We start from the raw sequence: 18,694 nt of genomic DNA on the forward strand, positions 1-18,694 counted from the left end.
CACTGAAGGGCGCGGCCCCTGCCCTCCATGGGCCCGTGCTTCGCGATGCCGCGCGTGACCTGGAGCGCCGCTGGAGCGACCCGGCGTGGCGGACGCTGGGCGGTCCGCGCTCGCACCTCTTCGAGCCCTGCCCGGTCCACCCGCCAGAGGTCGCGCTGCTCTCCACGCCCGGTGCCGTCGAGGCGGAGCTGGGCATCCACGGGCTCGCGCCCCCGTCGAACACCGGGCTCGCGCAGGCGGCGGGCGCGTCCCAGCCCGCGACCCTCGCGCAGCAGGAGGAGGACGCCCGGCGGCGTGATGCGGCGCGCATGGCCGTCCTGCCTCCGGGCTCCGCTGAACAGCTCGGAGACACCGCCGCGCGGCTCGCCGAGGCCCGTGCTTCCGACCTCGCCCCGCCCACGGGCACGGAGGAGTCGGAGGCGGCGGGACTCGGGGGCAGCACCTCCCCCGCGCCCGATGACCTTGCGACGGCCACCGTCGATGCGCCCAGCGCGGGCGGTGAGATGGCAACGCCGGAGCAAGCTCCCGCGCCTGCGTCCATCCCCGAGGGGACCGCTCCCGGCGGCATGGACGACGCCGCGCGCATCGACACGCGGATGTCCGCCCTGTCGAGCCAGGTCGAGGTCCGCATCGTCGTCCGTCAGGCGCCCCCTGGCGCGGGCCCCCGGAAGCCTCCTCCCATCCAGACGGACGCCACGGTCGACACGGGCCTCCCCGAAGCGCGCCCCACGGTGCCCGCGCCTCCGGCCGTGATGGACTCGCAGAAGCCGCTGGCCTGGGCCCATGCGCAGGGCGTCCAGGGCATCCAGCAGGGGCTCGAAGCCGCTCCGGATCCAACGGGCGCCGTCGCGGCGGCGGAGCCCCCTGCCCGCCTTCCCGCTCCGCCTCCTGCTCCGGCAGCCCCTGTCGCGGCGGGGCCCATCCCCTCCGCTCCGGCGGTGGCCACGGACGCGGATCCAGTCACCGCATGGAAGGGCCGCGTCGCCGGCAGCACGGCGCGGGTCCCGGAGCCGCGGCTGCCTCCGGCGCCCCGCTACACGTTCAAGATCACCCAGGCCGCCGTGGACCCCAACGCGGTCCGCGCCGCGCGCCTCAAGCAACTGGAGGACGAGGGCAAGAAGGCCATCACCCCGGCGAAGCAACCGAAGGACCTTCCGGCCATCCCGGACGACCCCACCGGCAAGGCCTCCTCGCTGGTGGATTCGAAGTGCGGCCGGAAGCTGGAGGTCACGAACGCCAGGCTCCCCGACCTGCAGAAGAGCCCGCTGGGCCACGTGCCGGAGATTGGCGCGCAGCTCATGCGCGACGACGGCGGGCACATGCTCATCAAGGGCCCGCTCGGCGACATCGTCTACCAACCCGGCGGCCCCAAGCCCACGGACCCGGAGAAGCTCAAGGGCTGGACGCTCCTCCAGAAGAAGATCACCGCCGCCGCGGACAAACAGAAGAAGGCGAAGGTCCAGCCCAAGGAACCGGCGAAGGGCATCACCGTCATTGAACAGGCCGCCCCCGCGCCCATCCAGGTCCCCGACTTCGCTCGCGTGGACATTGGCGACGTGCTGGCGCGGCTGCTCGCCGCTCCGGACAAGTACGCCGACGCGTCCGTCCAGAAGGCCCGCGAGGCCTATGTCCCGGGCGGCCTGGATGCATCCTGGGGCATCGCGCTCGTCACCGCCGAGCGCCCCCTCTTCGCCGCGGAGCTCCAGCGCGTCGCGGACGCCGCGCAGATCAAGAAGCAGGACCTGGACGCGAAGGTGGAGGCCCGCCGCAAGCAGTTGGTGGACTCGCACGCCGCCACCACCGGCTCGCTCAGCAAGGCCCATGAGGAGGCGAAGCAGAGCCTGGAGGAGAGCGGCAAATCCTTCGCCGATTCCCTGTCGCGGATGCGCGCCTCGCTCGACGCGCAGTCCGAGGCCAAGGCCGCCGCCATCAAGGGCGGCGTCGACCTGACCGAGGCCCGGCGCAAGCGCGACGCGCTCATCGCCGCCGTCGACACCAAGGTGAGCAGTTGGGTCGTCCGGTACGACCAGAACGGCAAGCGCTTCAAGGAGGCCTTCGCCAGGGCCGCGAGCGACCAGATGCACGCCTACGAGCTCGCCGCCCTCCAGGACGAGTGGGAGCTCAAGAAGGACGCCGGCGATGATCCGGTGAAGCTCAAGGCCGCCACGGAGGCGTACCGCCCCACCAAGAAGTGGCTGGACGACCGCCGCAAGGAGCTTGGCGCCGTCGTCGCGAAGGCGAAGCGCGACATCGACAAGAGCGTGGAGCGCTACCAGCAGGAGCTGCGCGACGCCGGCAGGGAGGCCCGGGAGGTCATCCGCGACTGGCACGCGAAGCAGATCGGCTACGAGCGCGGCTTCTGGGACCGGCTGCTCGGGTGGATCATCGACTGGCTGGGCACCGCCCACGACGAGAGCCGCGCGTGGGAGGCCGCTCGGGCGGCGGAGAACAAGACGTCGCTGGATCAGAACATGCTGTTCCTCGCGGAGGTGCGCCTGCGCCAGGGCGAGGAGCTGGACGCGGAGGCCATCAAGGGCAACAACGCCCTCAGCGAAGAGCAGAAGGCCATCCTGCTCTCCTACTACGGCAAGGACGGCAAGGATCCGGTGCAGGCGCTCGCGGAGGGCCTGGCCGTGCGCATCATCGGCCAGCGGCGCAAGCCGCTCCTGGAGGCCCTGGAGAAGGAGCTGCTCGCGTCCACCGACCTGGAGCGGCTCAAGACCGTCGTCGACCAGCAGGAGCCCCTCTTCAGCAACCGCGCTCGCAACATCACCCTCAAGGTCTGGGAGGGCGTGGACCAGTGGGGCACGGACGAGAAGAAGATCTTCGACGCGCTCGCCAACCTCAACCCGCTCCAGGGCCACTACATCGAACTCCTCTACAAGCAGGAGCACGACGAGGACCTGCGCGAGCGGCTCAAGAGCGAGCTGGACGACTTCTTCAGCACCACCACGCATGACTGGGACAAGGCGGAGGCGCTGCTCTCCGGCAACGCCGCCAAGGCCGCCGCCGTCGAGCTGAACGACGCCATGGAGGGCACCTTCTTCGGGCTGGGCTGGGGCACCGACGAGGCCGCCATCTTCAACCTGCTTCGCGGCAAGACGCCGGAGCAGATCGAGGCCATCAAGAAGGCCTACAAGCAGAAGTACGACAAGGACCTCGTCGCCCAGATGGACGACGAGCTGCGCAGCGGCGCGCGCACCACGCACGACGCGGATGAGATGCACGCCCTGGTGGAGGGCCGCACCGAGGACGCGCGCGCCATCGAGATGGACCGCGCCATGCGCGGCGGGTGGTTCTTCGGCCTGGGCACCGACCGCAAGGCCATGGAGGGCGTCTACGACCGCATCCGCAAGGAGACGGAGGCGGACGCGCAGCAGTACGGCTGGGACACGAAGACGTTCCGCGCGGAGCTGCTCAAGCGCAACCAGGCCATCGACGTGGCGTATGAGAAGCAATACGGCGCGGATTGGACCGAGCGCACCGCCGGGGAGAGCGCGCTCAGCGCCGCGTTCCACGACGAGATGCAGGGCGCGGACCTCAAGCTCATCGAGGGCCTGCGCGACGACAAGGGGCTCCAGGTGGATGCCGCGCGCATCCGCATCGAGCACACCAGCATCTTCTACGCGGACGACAAGGTCATCCGCGCCGCCATGTCCGCGCAGGGCAAGCGGCAGATCGCCGACGCGCGCCGCGACGGCTACCTGGACATCCAGGAGCGGATGGACATCGAGCGCACCCTGGACGAGGCGAAGGTCAAGCCCGCCAGCGAGGGCCCGCTCACCGAGGAGGACCGCCGCAAGGGCCGCATCAGCGAGCTGGAGTTCCTGGAGAAGTGGAGCCCGGAGAAGGTCCAGGCCCGCATCGCGAAGGAACGCAAGGAGGTGGACGGCAAGGCGAAGGCCCAGGCCCAGGCCGACGCGCAGGCGAACATGAAGGCGCTGGCGGCCGAGTACGACAGCGCCTACGTGGAGGGCACGTCCCTTCAAGCGAGCTTCGAGCAGGCCGTCCTGATGGACACGTCCGGCGCGGACCGGGACGCCGTCGCGGCGATGCTGAAGAAGGGCTACCTCACCGACGCGGAGATCGTTCAGTACGCCGTGCAGGGCGCGGGCACGGACGAGGACGCGCTCAAGGAGGTCTTCGCCGGGAAGACGAAGGCGGAGATTGAAGCCATCGCCGAGGAGTGGGCCAAGGACCACCCCGCCGACCCTGGCGACACGCGCACGCCCTTCGAGCGCTTCCGCGCGCGCATCGACGAGGAGCTGAGCGGACGCGAGGCCTTCGACATCCTCGACATGGTGGACTACGGCGAGCCCGTCACGCCCCGCGAGAAGGCGGACCGGGCCTGGCGCCGGGTGCACTTCGAGGCGCGCTCCACCAACGGCATGGCGTCCTCGGAGTACCAGTTGGTGCTGGACCAGGCGTCCGCGCTGGACGCCGAGGTGAGCGCGCTGGAGCTGCACGAGCGGATGCGCCCCAAGCCCGGGGACAAGGACTACACCGCCGACGGGCTGCGCAAGTGGCAGGACGACTGGGAGAAGAAGTCCGAGCGCGTGCAGCGCCAGGGCGAGTACGCCGACGAGGCGGTGCAGATGCACCGCGAGCAGGTGGACTTCATCACCGACCGGCTGGTGACCATCCTCTCCGCGGTGGTGATGGCGGTGGTGGTCGTCATCGGCGTCGTCGTCAGCATCTTCTTCCCGCCCGCGGGCGTGGGGTTCTGGGCCGCGTTCGGCGCGTTCATGGCCAGCACGCCGGTGCTGGTGGGCACGGCGGTGGCGACGGCCGCCGTGACGATGCTGACCAAGGCCGCCATGAAGGGCAGCGCCTACGGCTGGGAGGAGGCCGTCACCGACGCGGGCGTGGGCGCCGTGGACGCGCTCGCCGCCGTGGCCACCGCCGGCATGGGCACGAAGCTGCTCAAGCTGGGGTTCCTGGCGCGCATGGCCGAGGAAGGCGGCGTGCTGGCGCGGATGACGGCGCACGGCCTGGCCCAGGGCGCGGAAGGCCTGGCGCAGTCCGTGCCCTCCGCGTTCCTGGGCAACGTCCTCAACGACGAGAACTACAAGGGCGGCAATGCCCTGCTCAACGTCCTGGCGGGCACCGCGATGCAGGCGGCGCCGGGCGCGGTGCTGGCCGGGGGCCTGGGCGCGCTGGGCGGCATCTCCAAGCCCCACGTACCGCCGCGCACCGGCGACCTGCTCCACTTCCGAGGCACGCCGCAGGAGCGGTTGACCCTCTTCCGGAAGTGGAAGGCGGAGAACCCCGCCGGGAACATGAAGGAGTTCCTGCGCGAGTTCGACGACGGCCTGCTCAAGCAGATGTCGGGCGACTTCGACCGGAGGCAGCTCCAGCGCGCGATGCGCAAGGAGCTGCTGGAGCACATCCCGCCCGCGCAGCGAAAGGCCTTCGCGAACACGCCCATCGAGCTGCTCTCCGAGGGCGACTTCGAGTCGCTCACCGGCAGCAAGTCCGCGCAGGCCGTCACGATGTTCCGGCGTGGCAGGCCCACCATCGTCGTCAAGGCCGGCGCGGACCTGTCCGAGCTGGGCGAGGAGGGCCTGCACCTGCTCCAGCGCCACGACAAGGCCACGCAAGACCTGGTCAAGGCCCTGGACGAAACGGCGCTGCGGCACTGGGAGCAGTTGCCCATCGAGAAGCAGTTCGAGCTCTACCGCAAGAAGCTGCGCCTGGAGATCGCGGCGCAGGAGTCGCTGCTCACGTCGCTGGAGGGCAAGCGCGGCGTGACCCTGGAGCCCGCGGAGGCGACCCGCCGCATCCGGCAGGGCGAGAAGACGCTGGAGAGCCTGCGCCAGCGGATGAAGGAGGTGGAGGCCTTCACTCCGGTGGAGATGGCGGAGTTCGGCCAGGGCGTGCGCTCGAAGCCGCAGTACCTGAACGAACCGCCGCGGCTGTTCAGCAAGAAGGAGCCGCCTGGGCCTCCGCTGGCTCCGGAGGGAAGGCCGCCGGAGCCAGAGGTTCCGGCGCCCGCTCAGTTGGAGATGTTCCCCGCGACCCAGCCGCCAACGGTGGAGGCGCCCAGGCCCACCGGAGAACCCGCGGCGCCCACGGGGGCCCTGGCCGAGGGCGTCTGGCCCCAGACGTCCCACGTCCACCCGAACCCGGACGTGGGCCCGTACTCCCTCCGGCGTCCCGACCTGGATGATCCGAGGCTGGGCCTGGCGGAGCGCACGCCCCTGACCGGGGAGTTGCTCAAGCGCACCACCCAGAAGCTCAAGCCGGGGGAGTCGCTGGCCCAGGTGGGACCGGCCTGGGAGGAGCTGAAGTTCGACAAGAAGCGCCGCGTGTACGAGCGGCGCTACTACCGCCTGGTCGAGAAGACCCAGGCGAACGGCGAGAAGCACCTCTTCGAGGAGATCCTCTCCGCCCGCTCGGGCAACCGCTGGGAGACGCGCGGCGACTTCATCCGGAGGGAGGGAAACGAGCTGGAGAAGGTCGCCTCCCTGCGGATGACCGAGGAGAACCTGGGCGACCGGCTGGGGCCGGGCAAGGAGTTCCAGCGCGTCACCTTCAAGCCCAAGGGAGAACAGGACAGCGGCTTCGACGAGCTGCTGTTCCAGTTCGACGACGGCGTCACTCCCACCCGGGCGGACATCCACATCATCGAGGTCAAGGGGGGCAGGGAGGAGCCGCGCTTCCGCAAGTTCACCTCCACCGGCGGGAGCCTGCCGCGCAACTTCGAGCTGCTGCGCGAGGCGCTGGACGATCCCAACTGGACGCGCGCCCACAAGCTGGGCCCCAGGCACGTCGCGGCGATCAAGACCGCCCTGGATGAGTGGCGGGTGAGGATCGAGCTGCGCATCGGCCCCATGACGAAGATGCCGCCCAGCACCCTGTCCGCGCGCGTCGAGCGGGTGGCCAGCGCCTGGCGCGAGCTGGATCTGCTCACCCAGCACCTGCCGGCGGGCGCGGAGGACCTGCCGCTCGTCAAACAGCTCCAGGCGGACCTGAAGGCGGCCCTCAAGTCGAAGAACCTCGACGTCGCGGATCAGGCGCTCAAGCGGGTGGAGGAGGCCGTGAACGGCGCCGAACCCGGCGCCGGGCTGTTCGCGAAGTACGGCCTCGAACCGGGCCCACGCCCGCCCCTGGTGCGCGGGCTGAACCCCGACGACGTCGCGGGCACCATCGTCCGCATCGACGAGAAGTTCATGCCTCCCCCACCCGTCAAGACGGCCTCCGCGGAGGACGTGGTGGACGCGGTGACGGGCCTGGATGAGACCCACCGGGTCCGCACACGTCTGGCGGGCGGCCAGGTGCTGGGCTGGGGAGGCTTCGACATCACCGAGTCCCTCCAGTGGAGGACGCGGAAGTTCCAGCCCTTCGAGCGCGCGCAGTTGCGCGACATCCGCGACCGGCTCGTCCAGATTCCCGAACTCGAGCCCAAGCGCTTCAACGCGCTGCCTCCCCTGGAAAAGGAGCTGGCGCTGCGCGAGGCGGCGGAGGCCACCATGGAGGCGCTGGGCATCCCGAAGTCACGGCGGCCGGACGTCCTCTTCAAGCGCCTGCGCGGGGACTATGGCTACATGAGCTGGAACTTCCGGCGCCTGAGGGGCGGGCGGCTGAAGCCGTACCGGAAGCGGGGCCTGCTGGTCATCGCGAAGGGGCTGACGGTGGGCGAGGCGGTGGGCACCATCGTCCACGAGAGCCGGCACTACTATCAGGCCTATCAGGCGTATCAGTTGTCGCTCCAGCGCCGCGCGCATCCGCTCGCGGCACTGTGGGCGGGCAACCTTCCCGGCTCCGGCGGCACGTACCACATCGCGGCCCCGCGCTACTATTCACAGCCCATCGAGGTGGACGCGGAGACCTTTGGCCGCCGTCTCATCGACTTGCTCCCCGGGCGATGGCCGCCCCCATGAGGAAGAGAAGCCATGCGTGGTCCTCCGTCCAGGACAGTCACCTGCTACGTGTGCGGTTCGAAGTTCACCGTGCACTCGAAGCTGGTGGTCACGAAGCGCGACACGGAACTGGTGCCGGACCCGGACGCGTGCCCGTTCTGCGACACGCCCCTCAAGACCATTGGCGCGCTGGGCGAGGGCGAGGCCAAGGGGCTGGCGCTGCTCGCCGCGGGCTTTCCGGATGAGGTCAAGGCCTACGGGAAGCCGGAGGACTACCTGGAGGAGTTCACGCTGACGGAGAAGGACGTCGACACGCTGGTGGAGCTGGCGGAGGGCGTGGACTTCGCGGCGTGGGCCGAGGACAACGCGCAGCGGCTGGCGCGGCGCAAGAGCCCGCGCGTGCAGGCCGTGCAGCGCTTCCTTCCCAAGCTCCAGTCGCGGATGGAGAACGGAGAGCTCCCCGAGCGGTTGCGGCAGGCCGCGGAGCACGTCAAGGATGTGTACCGCAAGCGGCGGGAGCGCCACCTCGCGATCTTCGAGAAGCGGCAGAAGCAGCGATGACGGGCGAAGGAGGACGCATGGCGGAGCAACCGGACGACACCCCCACCACCTGGAGCGCGCTCTTCTCCGGTGGCCGTGAGTGCGCGAACGCGAAGGAGACCCTGACGCTCCTGACGCCCTCCGCGTTGAAGCACGTGAACGTCCCCGCGCGGGAGGCGGGGCCCCTGAGCAACACGCTCGGCATGGCGCTGGTGCTGTGCGAGCCCTCGGAGGGCCGGGCGCTGGCGGAGCCCCTGTCGCGGCTGGCCGGGCCCGCGCTCCAGCAGGTCGCGAGGGAGTTCGACTCCCTGCGGCCCGCGCAGGTCATCAACGTCCTGTCGTTCGTGAACGCGCAGGAGTGCGCGGGCGTGCTGGAGGGATTGCTCGCGGGCGCCCCCGTGGAGGCGTGGCTGGAGGCGCTGATGAAGGTGCGCCGGGCGCTGCACGAGGACCTGGCATACCGGTGTGGACTGGTGGCGCTGGCGCTGGGGCCGCCGGAGCTGGCGGCGCGGTTCGTGGGCGGCGGGGCGCTGACGGAGGACTTCGCGCCGGGGCGGACCTTCGGGTTCAACGTCCAGGGCTTCGTGCGCTACCTGGCGACGGCCCGGCTGCGGAAGGCCCCGGCCCAGGACGTGCGCCCGGCCTGGGAGGAATTCGTGGAGGCCTTCCCCATGAAGACGGCGGCGGGCACGCTGGAGTGGAAGGACCTCTTCTGGGCGGCGCGCGCGTACTTCGCGGGCCTGGAGGGGCGGCCGGTGGCGCGGGTGGGTGAGTCACTGCATGCGCGAGTGAAGCCAGCCTGATGCACTCCCCTGCCCTCGTCGCGCGGCCGGAGGTCTCCTTCGAGGCGATGGACCGGGTGCTGTCGGCGTTGGGCTGGTTCCTCCAGTCCGAAAGCCAGACGCCTCCGCTCATCCCCGGCGAGCCGGAGTCCGCGGTGTATGTGAAGCGCGCGACGGGCTCGGCGCTCCATTACACGTTCAATCCCGTGCTCCGGCTGCGGGTGCTCGAGTTCTCCGGACCCGAGGCGGTGCGGGAATGGGCGGCCGTGCGCACGGCGGTGCCGGTGTTGGAGGCCCCGTCGCTCGCGGCGCTGCTGGCGTCGTCGGAGACGCGGGAGGTGTTGCTGGGGCTGCTGGCCACGGAGACGCTGCGGGAGCGCTCGTCCTTGGAGCGGGTGGCGGCGCTGCGGTTCCATCCGGAGTCCCGGGTGTCGCGGACCGCGGAGCGCGTGCTGGCGGCGCTGGTGCCGGACGGAACGACGGAGGCGTTCGCGCGGCTGGAGGCGGAGAAGGAGGCGCACCCGGACCGCTCCGTGCTGTTCGCGCACCTGCCGGGGGAGGAGCAGCGGCGGCAGGTGTTGCGCTGGCTCATCCATGATCAGGCGGCGTCGAACCCGGACATCGACGCGGTGCTGCGCTCCGCGCTGGTGGACGCGGACGCGGAGGTGCGGGTGACGGCGGTGATGGCGGCGGCCCGGCTCCAGGCGAGAGAGGTGCTGCCGGCGCTGCGCTCGGCGCGGATGCCCACGTCGGAGCGGGAGGGCGCGGACCCGAGGGACCGGCTGTTCTATTCGAACCTGCGGGACCTGGTGGCCCAGGTGCTTTCGGGCGGGCCGCTGCCTCCAGAGGGCTCACCGAAGCGCGAGCGGATGGCGCCGCTGCTGCGCGCGTTGTCGGGTCCCGCGGAGGTGCGGGACGATCCCACGCTGCTGCTGCATGCGCTCACGACGCCGGTGGATCCAGGGCCGCGTCCGGTGGGGCTGCCCGAAGCGTTGGTGGAACGGGACGGCACGTACCGGCTGCGCCGCTCCGGGCTGGAGGCGCGCTGGGTGCCTCCGGTGGAGCACTGGCTGGGGACGGGGCCGACGCTGCGGCGGGTGAAGTCGCCGGGGTTCTTCGTCGCGCGGGTGCCCGTGAGCCGGGCCGCGGCGGCCTGGGCGTTGGCGGCTTCGCAGGGGCCGGTGGGTGCGGCCGGGCCGGACGCGGAGGAGCCGCTGCCGTGCACCCTCGTGGAGGCGGAGGAGCTGTGCTCGGCGCTGTCGCGCATAGAAGGCGTGGCGCTGCGGCTGCCCTCCAGCGCGGAGTGGGAGATGGCGGCTCGCGGGCCGGACGGGCGGCTGTTTCCCTGGGGCAATTCGATGCGGGACGACGGTGCTACTCGCGCTTCGCCCTGGGGCGTGGAGAAGCTCGTGACTTCGCTTCCGCAGTGGGCGCGAGAGGGATTGCTGTGCGGGGGACGGGAGCAGCCGGTGTGTGCTTCTCGTCGCGAGGGGGCGCAGTCGGTGGGGGCCGTGCGGTGGGTGGTGTCCTCTCCTTGAGCACCCCTGAAGCGGGTAAGGAGTGATTGGGATGATGGATGGCGGTTGGAGTTGGCTGCGACTGGCGGGATTGCTGCTCGCGGTGGGCTGCGCCTCCGCGCCCTCCCCCCTACCCCGTGCCACCGCGCCTCCGGCTCCCACGGTCGTGGCCCCGCCACGTCCCTCCTTCCAGGTGTACCGGCTCCTGCCTGACGGGACGTCGTCCCCATGGGGGCTGCTGCCGGCGGGAGAGGCCGCGTCCCAGCCAATTCCTGACGGAGACTGGTGCGCCGAACCTCTGGAGCCCGTGAGGACCGCGGACCAGGCCCAGGCGCTGGCCGCCGTGCTGCGCGAATACCGTGTCCCCGGTCTCTGCTTCGGGGAGAAAGGCCTCCCCGCCCCAACCCTGCTCGCGCTCCTCGTCGAGGGCTCCTCCGTCGTATCGCTGCATCTCTCCGATACCGCGCTCGGCGATGAGCACCTGACCGCCTTGAAGAACGCAGCGCGGTTGCAGGCCCTGCACCTCGACGGCACACGGGTCACCGACGCGGGGCTCGCCGCGCTCCAGGGAATGCCGCACCTGAGCGTCCTGCGGCTGGATGCCACCGCGGTGTCGGACCAGGGGCTTTCACTCCTCGCTTCACTGACGACGCTGCGCCGGCTCTCGCTCAGCGGCACGGCGGTGAGTCCGAAGGGGCTCGGCCTGCTCGCGGCACAGACGGAGCTGGAGTGGCTGGATCTCTCGGACACCACGGTCGATGACACGGTCCTGGCGTCCCTGCCTGGGGACCGCTTGCACACGCTCGTGATGAGCGGCACCCACGTCACGAACGCAGGCCTCGACGCCCTGAGGAGGATGCCGGCCCTGCGCTCGCTGGGCCTGGCGCGGACAGCCGTCTCGGACGCAGGCCTGGCGCACCTCGGAGGGCTGCGCATGCTGGAGGCGCTCCACCTGGGAAGCACCGGGGTGACGGATGCGGGGCTCCTCCACGTGGCGCGCTTGCCAGCGCTCCGGGTGCTGGTGCTCAGCAAGACACGCATCCGCGGGCCGGGGGTTCGTCACCTTGCCGGGCTCACTCGGCTGGAGGTGCTCCATCTCGACGACACCCGGATCGGGAACGCGGCGCTGCGGCACCTTCAGGGCCTCCACCAGTTGCGCGACCTGGAGCTGTCGCGCACGGCCGTCACCGGGAGCGGCCTCTCCGCGCTGGCCGGCCACCAGTCGCTCGAGAGCCTCGGGCTCTCGGGCCTCGCGCTGGAGGACGCGTCGCTCGCCTCGCTGGAGCCCCTGGGGCGCCTCTCCCGGCTCGACCTCAGCGCCACGCGCATCGGCCCCGAGGCATTGAAGCAGCTCGGCTCGCGCATGGCCCTGCGGCACCTGGATCTGAGCCGGACGGGCTTCGACGACGGATGGGTGGCCACCCTTCGAACCTTCTCCCAGCTCCAGTCGCTCCGCGCCATCCGCACGCTCCTCACGGACCTGGGGCTTGGCCAGCTCTCCGAGCTGCGGGAGCTGGAGTCACTCCAGGTCTCGGGGACCCCCATCAGCGGCTCGGGGCTGGAACCGCTCCAGACGCTCCCCCACCTCGTCAAGCTCGACCTGGGAGGCACCTGGATGAGCGACGACGGGGCGCGGATGCTCGCGGGCTTCGAGAAGCTCTCCTGGTTGAGCCTCGCCGGCACCCGCATCGGGGACGAGGCGCTCGCGCACCTCCCGCGCTCCCTGCTCACGTTGTACCTGCTGCGCACGAAGGTCACGGACGCAAGCATGCCCACGCTCCACCGGCTTCCCCTCCTTCGTGAGATCGATCTGCGCGATACGGCTGTCTCCGAGGCGGCACGGGCCACGCTGGTGCGCGAGCATGGCATCCGGATGATGTCCGTCCCCTGAGCTACTTCTTCGGAATCCGGATGCTGGGATTCGCCGCGACTCGGGGGGCGCTCTTCGCCTTGAAGCTGCCACCGGCCGCGGCCTTCATCGTGGGCCCCTTGGCCGTGGCTCCCAGTTGGGCCCTGGCGGTGTCCGTCCTGGGCTGCTGCGACGGCGCGATGGCCTTGTTCATGGCGGGCTTGCGGTCGGGTGTCTTCCGCGTCTGGGGCGTCATCGTCTTCATGGATTGCCTCCGGGAATGCGTCCGGCGGGGATGCCTTCCAGCTTGAGTGGCACACCGGGTGGGGCTGGGACTTCCAGCTCCACCAGTCCCCCCGCGCCGGTCACGTGAACGTCCGGGCCGATCTCCAGGCGGCAGCCCACCGCCGGGCGTCCCGAGTGGTCCTGGGCCAGCAGCCTGCGCCGATCGTCGCTCACCACCACCGCCGGTCTCCTCAGCGCGACCTGCGCCTGCGCGATGAGCACGCAGCGCTGGCCCTTCACACTCGCGCGGACCTGGGCGCGGAGCCGGGCGACTTCGGGGGCCTTGCCTTGTGGAGGCCTCGCCAGGAGCGTGGCCGTGGACGCGGGGGGGCTCGGGAGGACCGCGCCTTCCCAGACGGCTTCGAATCCTTCATCCAGCCCCACCGCCGCGAGCCACACCGGAACGCGGAGGGCCTCCGCGCCGACCCAGAGTTCCTCTGGCACGACGATGGCCACTTCGGGATCCAGTTGGACGCCGGCGATCCAGGACCAGCGCTCGGTGAGCAGGTCCGCGAGCCAGCCGGCTTCCTCCGGCGACATGCGCGCCAGGGCCTTGTCCACGTGCGCCGGGTCCGCCAGTCGTTGGAGCGCCTCCGCGCCATCCTTGAACCGGGCGTGCTCCAACAGGCCGTCGAGCTGGGCCGGGAGGTATTTCGCGAGCGAGCGCACCAGGTGCCCCAATCGCTGTCTTGGAGGGAGTGCGCTCATCCTCGCCTCCTCCACAGCGAGCGGCCTTTCATCCTGCGCCGCAGTCGCTGCTCTGCTTGCCGAAGCGCTTCCGCGTCCCTGGCCGTGAGACGACGGCCGTTCACGAAGAAGGCCCGTGCGCTGGGTTCCATTTCGTCCTCCAGTGCTTCCTCCCACGCGGGTGCTTCATCCGGTGCTTCGGGGCGTGGCGGTGCCTGGACGCGCGGCGGAGGAAGCAACGTCTTCACTTCAATGTGCACCGGCCTGGAGGCCCCGTGCTCCGTCCTCCGTGATGAGGGGAGGATGGACGCTCCCCGTTCCTCCGATTGCTCAGGACGCGGAGCGCGTGCCCCAGGGCTGCCGTGACGACGGGGTCCGGGCTCCTCCTGGAACGGCGGGGCCGTCCGTGTGTCCGGTGCTCGCGGCCGGTCCAGGGCTCGGGGTGACCGTCTCCTCCGTGGCGATACCGGTGCGGGCGTGGCCAAGGACTCTTCGGGCAGGGCCCGGGGTGCTTGCGCGATGACGCGTGCGACGCGATGGCGGCGTGTTGGGGACTCCGGAACCCGTGCGCTGGGCCGTAGGGGTTCGGCGTTCCTCTCCACGACAGGTCTTCGCACCCGGTTCCTTCGCGGAGCTGGCACCTTCGCGCGTGTTTCGACAGCAGGAGGGACCTCAAGGGTCTTCTGGCCTTCAGGCCGCTCGCCTTGTCGTGACTCGGAAGGGACATCCCGGACCTGGGGGCGAGTACGGGGTGGCCGCGCCTTCACGACCTCCGACAGCGGCGCTGGGGGACCGAGGACAACGGGGAGCGCGGGCGAAGGAGGCCGTTGCCCGTCATCGCTCCGGGTCACGGATTCGAGCGTTGGCTGCGCCTCTCGAGGCCGTGCCGGCGGGCCTCCAGGCCGGGGAACGCGACGGCGGAGGGGTGCGACGGAGACCGTTACAGCCGGGGCCTCGACCCGCGAGGGAGACCCGGGCACGGGTGGCGTCACTTCGTCAGGCTCCATGAGCGCCATGGACCTGGGGGCCGGCGGGGGCAACACGGTCTTCACCGCGCGGCCTGCCTCCCCTCCCCGCTTCTGCGCACCCGGCGTTGGCAGGGAGGGTGGCAGCGGCGGATCCACCTTGAAGTCTCCGCGCTCTCCCCGCTCCAGGGGATGGAGCACCCGGTCCAGCTCCGCCAGCAGCGCGGCCACCGCGAAGAGGTCGTCTCTTGCTTCGCTCATGTCGGCACTCCCAGCCAGGACTTGAGGACCGTGGTCGCGGCCCTCAGCTCCGGATCCCTCAGCACCGTCTTCGTCACGCCGCCGTCCTGCACCGTGATGTTCGCCGTGCCTGGGTCCAGCTCGATGGGGAGCATGACTCCCGTCGCGAGGCTCGGACCTCCGAAGCCCTTGAAGTCGCGCCGCAGCGTCACGTCGCGCACCAGCGCCTGGGGCATCCGCAGGTCGCGCAGCGTGATGACCACGACCTCCTCGTCGTCCCCGCAGCACAGCGGCGTGGGCGGCGGCGTCACCGCGTCGTCCGCTCGGGCCGCCGCGCCGGTGCGCACGTCCACCGAGTCCACGGTGGCCACGCCCTGCCACCACGTGCCTTCGCCGTCCGCTCCGCGTACCAGCAACAGCTCGCCGGGCCTTGCCACCTGCACCGGCTTGTTCGAGCCAGAGGTGCCCGCCAGCGGGATGCCGTCCAGGAACAGCCGCGTCGCTCCGACCTCCACCGGCGGCAGCAACTTGAACGTCTGCCCCGGATATGGCGCGGCCACCGATGGAGGCACCAGCCCCAGCGCGCCACCGCCCTGCCCCAGGAGCAGGTTCAGCTTCGCGCCCAGCGCGATGGCCTCCTGCACCACGCCGTCCGCCTGCGGCCCCGCCGCCGCGTGCCCGTCCATCAACTCCTGCGTGGAGATGGAGACCGCGCTTCCGCTCACGGGCGATCCACTCCTCACCATCCCGGCGACTCCTGGCAGCTTCGCGCCCGTCGCGATGGACACGTTCAGCGGCGCGATGCGCAGGCGCTTCTCCGCCCCCTTCACCTCCCAGCCCAGCACCAGGGCCAGCGTGGGCCGGTCCCCGCCGACATTCGCCACGTGCCCCGCCTGCACCTGTCCCAGGTCCACCGTGGGCGTCACCGACAACGCCGTCGCCTGCGTGGGCGTGTCCTTCACCAGCGCCACCGGCCCCACCAGCGGGAGTCCCGTGGGCTGTCCCGCGAGCACCCGCGTCAGGCTGTCGCAGAACGGCTTCAGCACCTGCCGCAGCAGCGGCGCCAGCGCGGCCCGGTTGCGTGCGTCGAACCACTTCTGGCGGAACACCCAGTGGAAGCGCAGCGACCACTCCAGCGTCCGGAGCATCCGCAGTGAGCCGTCCGGATACGCCAGCCGCGACGCCACCGCTTCGTCCATTCCCTTCCCCGCCTCGCTGTCCAACGTCGTCAGCTCGGTGGACAGTTGGCCGGGGATGCCGGGTGAGTCCGCCCTCCGCAGCGTGGCCTTCAACGACGCCAGCCCCGACACGGACGCAGTCACGGTGCGTGGCGGCTGGAGCGCCGTGACCACCGTGCCGTAGTCCGTCGCCGACGCCCGCAGTGAATCCGCCGCGCGCTGAAGCGCACCCGTCAGCCCTTCCGCCGCGCCCTGCTCCTCCAGCGTGGCCTTCGCCTGGAGCAGGACAGCCCGGTCCGCCAGACACTCGCCCTGGCGTGCCGCGGCCCCTGACGCCACCGGGTCGAACGCGCTGGAGGCCGACGCGACGGACAGGCCCTCCAGCACGCTGCTCAGGGACACCGTCTCCGAGGTCGTCTTCAGCAGCCCCCGCCTCGTGGCGCGCAGGCCCGTCCAGGTCCCCAGCTCCGCGACGCCGCTCTCCGCCGCGCCCTTCCGCTGGTCCGTGGTGAAGAGCCCCGCGTCGATGGCGTCCTCCACGGTGCCGCTCGCCGACAGGGGGCCGAAGTCATACGTGGGCACGCGCACCGCCACCTCGCCGCCGTGCTTCTCGTCGCGGAACGCGAACAGCGTCACCGTTCCCGCGAGCGACGCCGCACCCGTGAGCTTTCCGTCTCCGTCCGCACCGATGGTGCCCACCGCGAACTCCAGCTCCTCCACGCCCGGCAGCCGGCTCACACTCCCCACGAGCGAACCGACGGACACCGCCGGCAGTCCTTCGCCCCGGGGCGCTGCCGCCAGGGCCGGCGCGAGCGCGATGCCCACCGCGCGACGGCGGGCCCTCTCGATGACGTTGAACACGGGCAGGAGCGCGCACACCGTCTGGACGTGCGGCGCGTCCTGATCCGCCACGCCGTCCATGCGGTCCAGGAACGCCTCCAGTTGCTTCCAGGCCGCCTGCCACCCGTCCAGCTCCATGCTCAGGCGTGTCACCGCGCTCACGGGCCGCCTCCCTTCTTCGGCGCGTCCGGTGGCGGCGTGGACGTGTCAGCCGCGGGCGGCTGTGGACCCGGCGGACGCTCGGACGCGCCGGGCCCTCCGAAGCCGAGCGCCAGCGAGCGCCCTCCCCGGCGCTGGGCGTGCTTCGTGGACAGCATCCCCTCCAGGATCTCCTTCTGTTCCTCCACGTGCTCCTTCGACTGATCCAGCACCTCCACCAGCGTGGAGCGGCTCCGCTCGGCGGCGGCCTTCAGCTCCTCCGGCGTGCGCCCCACGGCCTTCACGAACCGCTCGGGCGCCTTCTCCACCGCGTTGACGAACTTGTCCGCCTGCTTCTGGGCTGTCGTCTTCAGGTTGCCCCAGGCGTCCTTCACCTCGTCCGCGCTCGCCTCCAGCACCTGCGCGGCCTGGCTGTCCTCCAGCGCCTTCTTCACGTCCTGGAGCGTGAGCTCACCCGACGCCAGGTCCATCGCGGCGGACAGGCCCAGCAGCTCCCAGAGCATCGCGGCCTTCGCCAGGTTGGGCCCCGCCGCCAGCAGGCAGATGCCGCCCACGTAGCCGCCCGGGGGCCGGTTCGCCGCCGTGAGGAAGGCCTGCTTCAACCCCGCCACGCCGCCCGTCGTGGACACCGGCAGCGCGTACATGCCCGCGGACTTGAGCGCGTCCAGCAGGTCGATGATGGCCTGCACCGCCTGCGCCAGCTTCATCAACACCTGCACCTTGTCCTGCATCGCCGCCGCGAGGCTCCGCAGGAGCGTCGCCAGGTTGTCCACCGACAGCAGCAGCGCCCGGAGCGCCTCCGGGAGGATGAGCAGCTTCTCCATGTCCGGGAACAGGTCGCGCATGCGCGCGGACTTCCAGTCCGGCTTCACCGGCCGGCCTCGCGCCCGGCTGCGGCGCGGATCCAACGCGCCCTTGGGGTACTTCTCGAACGCCTTCTTGAACGCGCTGATGTTGAGCAGCTTGCCCAGCAGGTACAGCGCCTGCCGGAGCGCATCCAGCGACGGCGCCGCCATCACGATGAACACCGCCTGCACCGGCGCGCCGTCCGTCACCGTCGGGCGCGAGTCGTCCCCCGGGTCATCGAAGGATGCGGCGAACCGCCCCGCCCAGCGCGCGAAGCCGTCCGGCGTCACCGGCGGGCGCTCCAGCGCGAAGCCCGCCTTGAAGTCCCTGGGGACGTTCGGGATGAAGCCCGTCTCCGCCAGGTTCGTCTCCGTGGGCCCGATGCCCGGCGCGTCCGCGTAGAGGTACGCGCCCGCGTTGAGCAGGTCGTTGATGATGTCCTTGAGCAGCTCGTAGGCCGCCAGGATGAGCGCCCGGAACGGATCCGGCAGCCCCAGGAGGATGGCCGCCAGCGCCTGGAGCAGCGCCTGCACGAACTGGAGCACCGCGATGATGATCTGCAGCGGCGGCTTGACGATGCCCACCAGTTGCTCCAGCCCCGGCGGCACGCCGATCACCAGCGGCCGCCACGCGGGCCCCGCCCCGGCGTCCGTGCCGGTGGCGCCCGTGCCGGTGGCGTCCGTGCCCTCCGCCTCCTCCAGCGCCTTCGCCAGCTCATCGCAGCAGGCCTCCAGCGCGCCGTGGAGCTCAGCGATAGCGGCGTCGTTGAACTCGGCCACGCGCGTCCTCCCGGGTGCGTTGTTCCAGCTCCAGCAGCTTCTCCAGCCGCTCGGCGTCCTGGGCCACGCCCACCGCCGCCGCCTGGAGCAGCAGGGCCTTCACCTCCTCCAGCCGCTCGCGCAGGACCGACGCCTCCAGCGGCTTCCAGCCGGGCTCCTTCATCG

Annotated in this window: 10 protein-coding genes; 5 read left to right on the forward strand and 5 right to left on the reverse strand. The window is 71.3% G+C overall.

What is annotated here, in order from left to right:
- Positions 1–35 precede the first annotated feature (35 nt).
- The 5 genes from K8556_RS39875 to K8556_RS27755 all read left to right on the forward strand — a co-directional run bounded on the left by K8556_RS39875 (position 36) and on the right by K8556_RS27755 (position 12,592).
- Positions 36–7,883: a hypothetical protein gene (locus K8556_RS39875; protein ID WP_223743121.1), complete on the forward strand. Its 7,848-nt coding sequence runs from the start codon at positions 36–38 to the stop codon at positions 7,881–7,883.
- A gap of 12 nt (positions 7,884–7,895) precedes the next feature.
- Complete coding sequence (locus K8556_RS27735) at positions 7,896–8,423, forward strand: hypothetical protein (RefSeq protein WP_223743122.1); 528 nt, start codon at positions 7,896–7,898, stop codon at positions 8,421–8,423.
- Between the two features lie 17 nt (positions 8,424–8,440).
- On the forward strand, positions 8,441–9,205 hold the full coding sequence (locus tag K8556_RS27740) for a hypothetical protein (RefSeq protein ID WP_223743123.1): 765 nt from the start codon (positions 8,441–8,443) through the stop codon (positions 9,203–9,205).
- A complete protein-coding gene (locus tag K8556_RS39545) occupies positions 9,205–10,722 on the forward strand; it encodes an SUMF1/EgtB/PvdO family nonheme iron enzyme (protein ID WP_304504011.1) in 1,518 nt (505 codons plus the stop codon). Before K8556_RS27740 ends, K8556_RS39545 begins: the two co-directional genes overlap by 1 nt.
- 286 nt (positions 10,723–11,008) lie before the next feature.
- Complete coding sequence (locus K8556_RS27755) at positions 11,009–12,592, forward strand: hypothetical protein (protein WP_223743124.1); 1,584 nt, start codon at positions 11,009–11,011, stop codon at positions 12,590–12,592.
- 1 nt (position 12,593) lies between these two features.
- Here the strand turns inward: K8556_RS27755 and K8556_RS27760 are convergent, their stop codons facing one another.
- The 5 genes from K8556_RS27760 to K8556_RS27780 all read right to left on the reverse strand — a co-directional run bounded on the left by K8556_RS27760 (position 12,594) and on the right by K8556_RS27780 (position 18,692).
- Entirely contained in the window at positions 12,594–12,815 is a 222-nt protein-coding gene (locus K8556_RS27760) for a hypothetical protein (RefSeq protein ID WP_223743125.1), read from the reverse strand.
- Positions 12,812–13,543: a hypothetical protein gene (locus K8556_RS27765; RefSeq protein WP_223743126.1), complete on the reverse strand. Its 732-nt coding sequence runs from the start codon at positions 13,541–13,543 to the stop codon at positions 12,812–12,814. The genes K8556_RS27760 and K8556_RS27765 overlap by 4 nt, the downstream gene beginning before the upstream one ends.
- A 1,201-nt stretch (positions 13,544–14,744) precedes the next feature.
- Positions 14,745–16,907: a hypothetical protein gene (locus tag K8556_RS27770; RefSeq protein ID WP_223743127.1), complete on the reverse strand. Its 2,163-nt coding sequence runs from the start codon at positions 16,905–16,907 to the stop codon at positions 14,745–14,747.
- Positions 16,904–18,529, reverse strand: coding sequence for a hypothetical protein (locus K8556_RS27775; RefSeq protein ID WP_223743128.1), 1,626 nt, complete (start codon positions 18,527–18,529; stop codon positions 16,904–16,906). Before K8556_RS27775 ends, K8556_RS27770 begins: the two co-directional genes overlap by 4 nt.
- Positions 18,498–18,692 carry a hypothetical protein gene (locus K8556_RS27780; protein ID WP_223743129.1) on the reverse strand — a complete coding sequence of 65 codons (195 nt, stop codon included), beginning with the start codon at positions 18,690–18,692 and terminating at the stop codon, positions 18,498–18,500. Before K8556_RS27780 ends, K8556_RS27775 begins: the two co-directional genes overlap by 32 nt.
- Positions 18,693–18,694: the final 2 nt, after the last annotated feature.

This window comes from Corallococcus sp. AS-1-12, from assembly GCF_020036995.1.
Classification (GTDB): domain Bacteria; phylum Myxococcota; class Myxococcia; order Myxococcales; family Myxococcaceae; genus Corallococcus.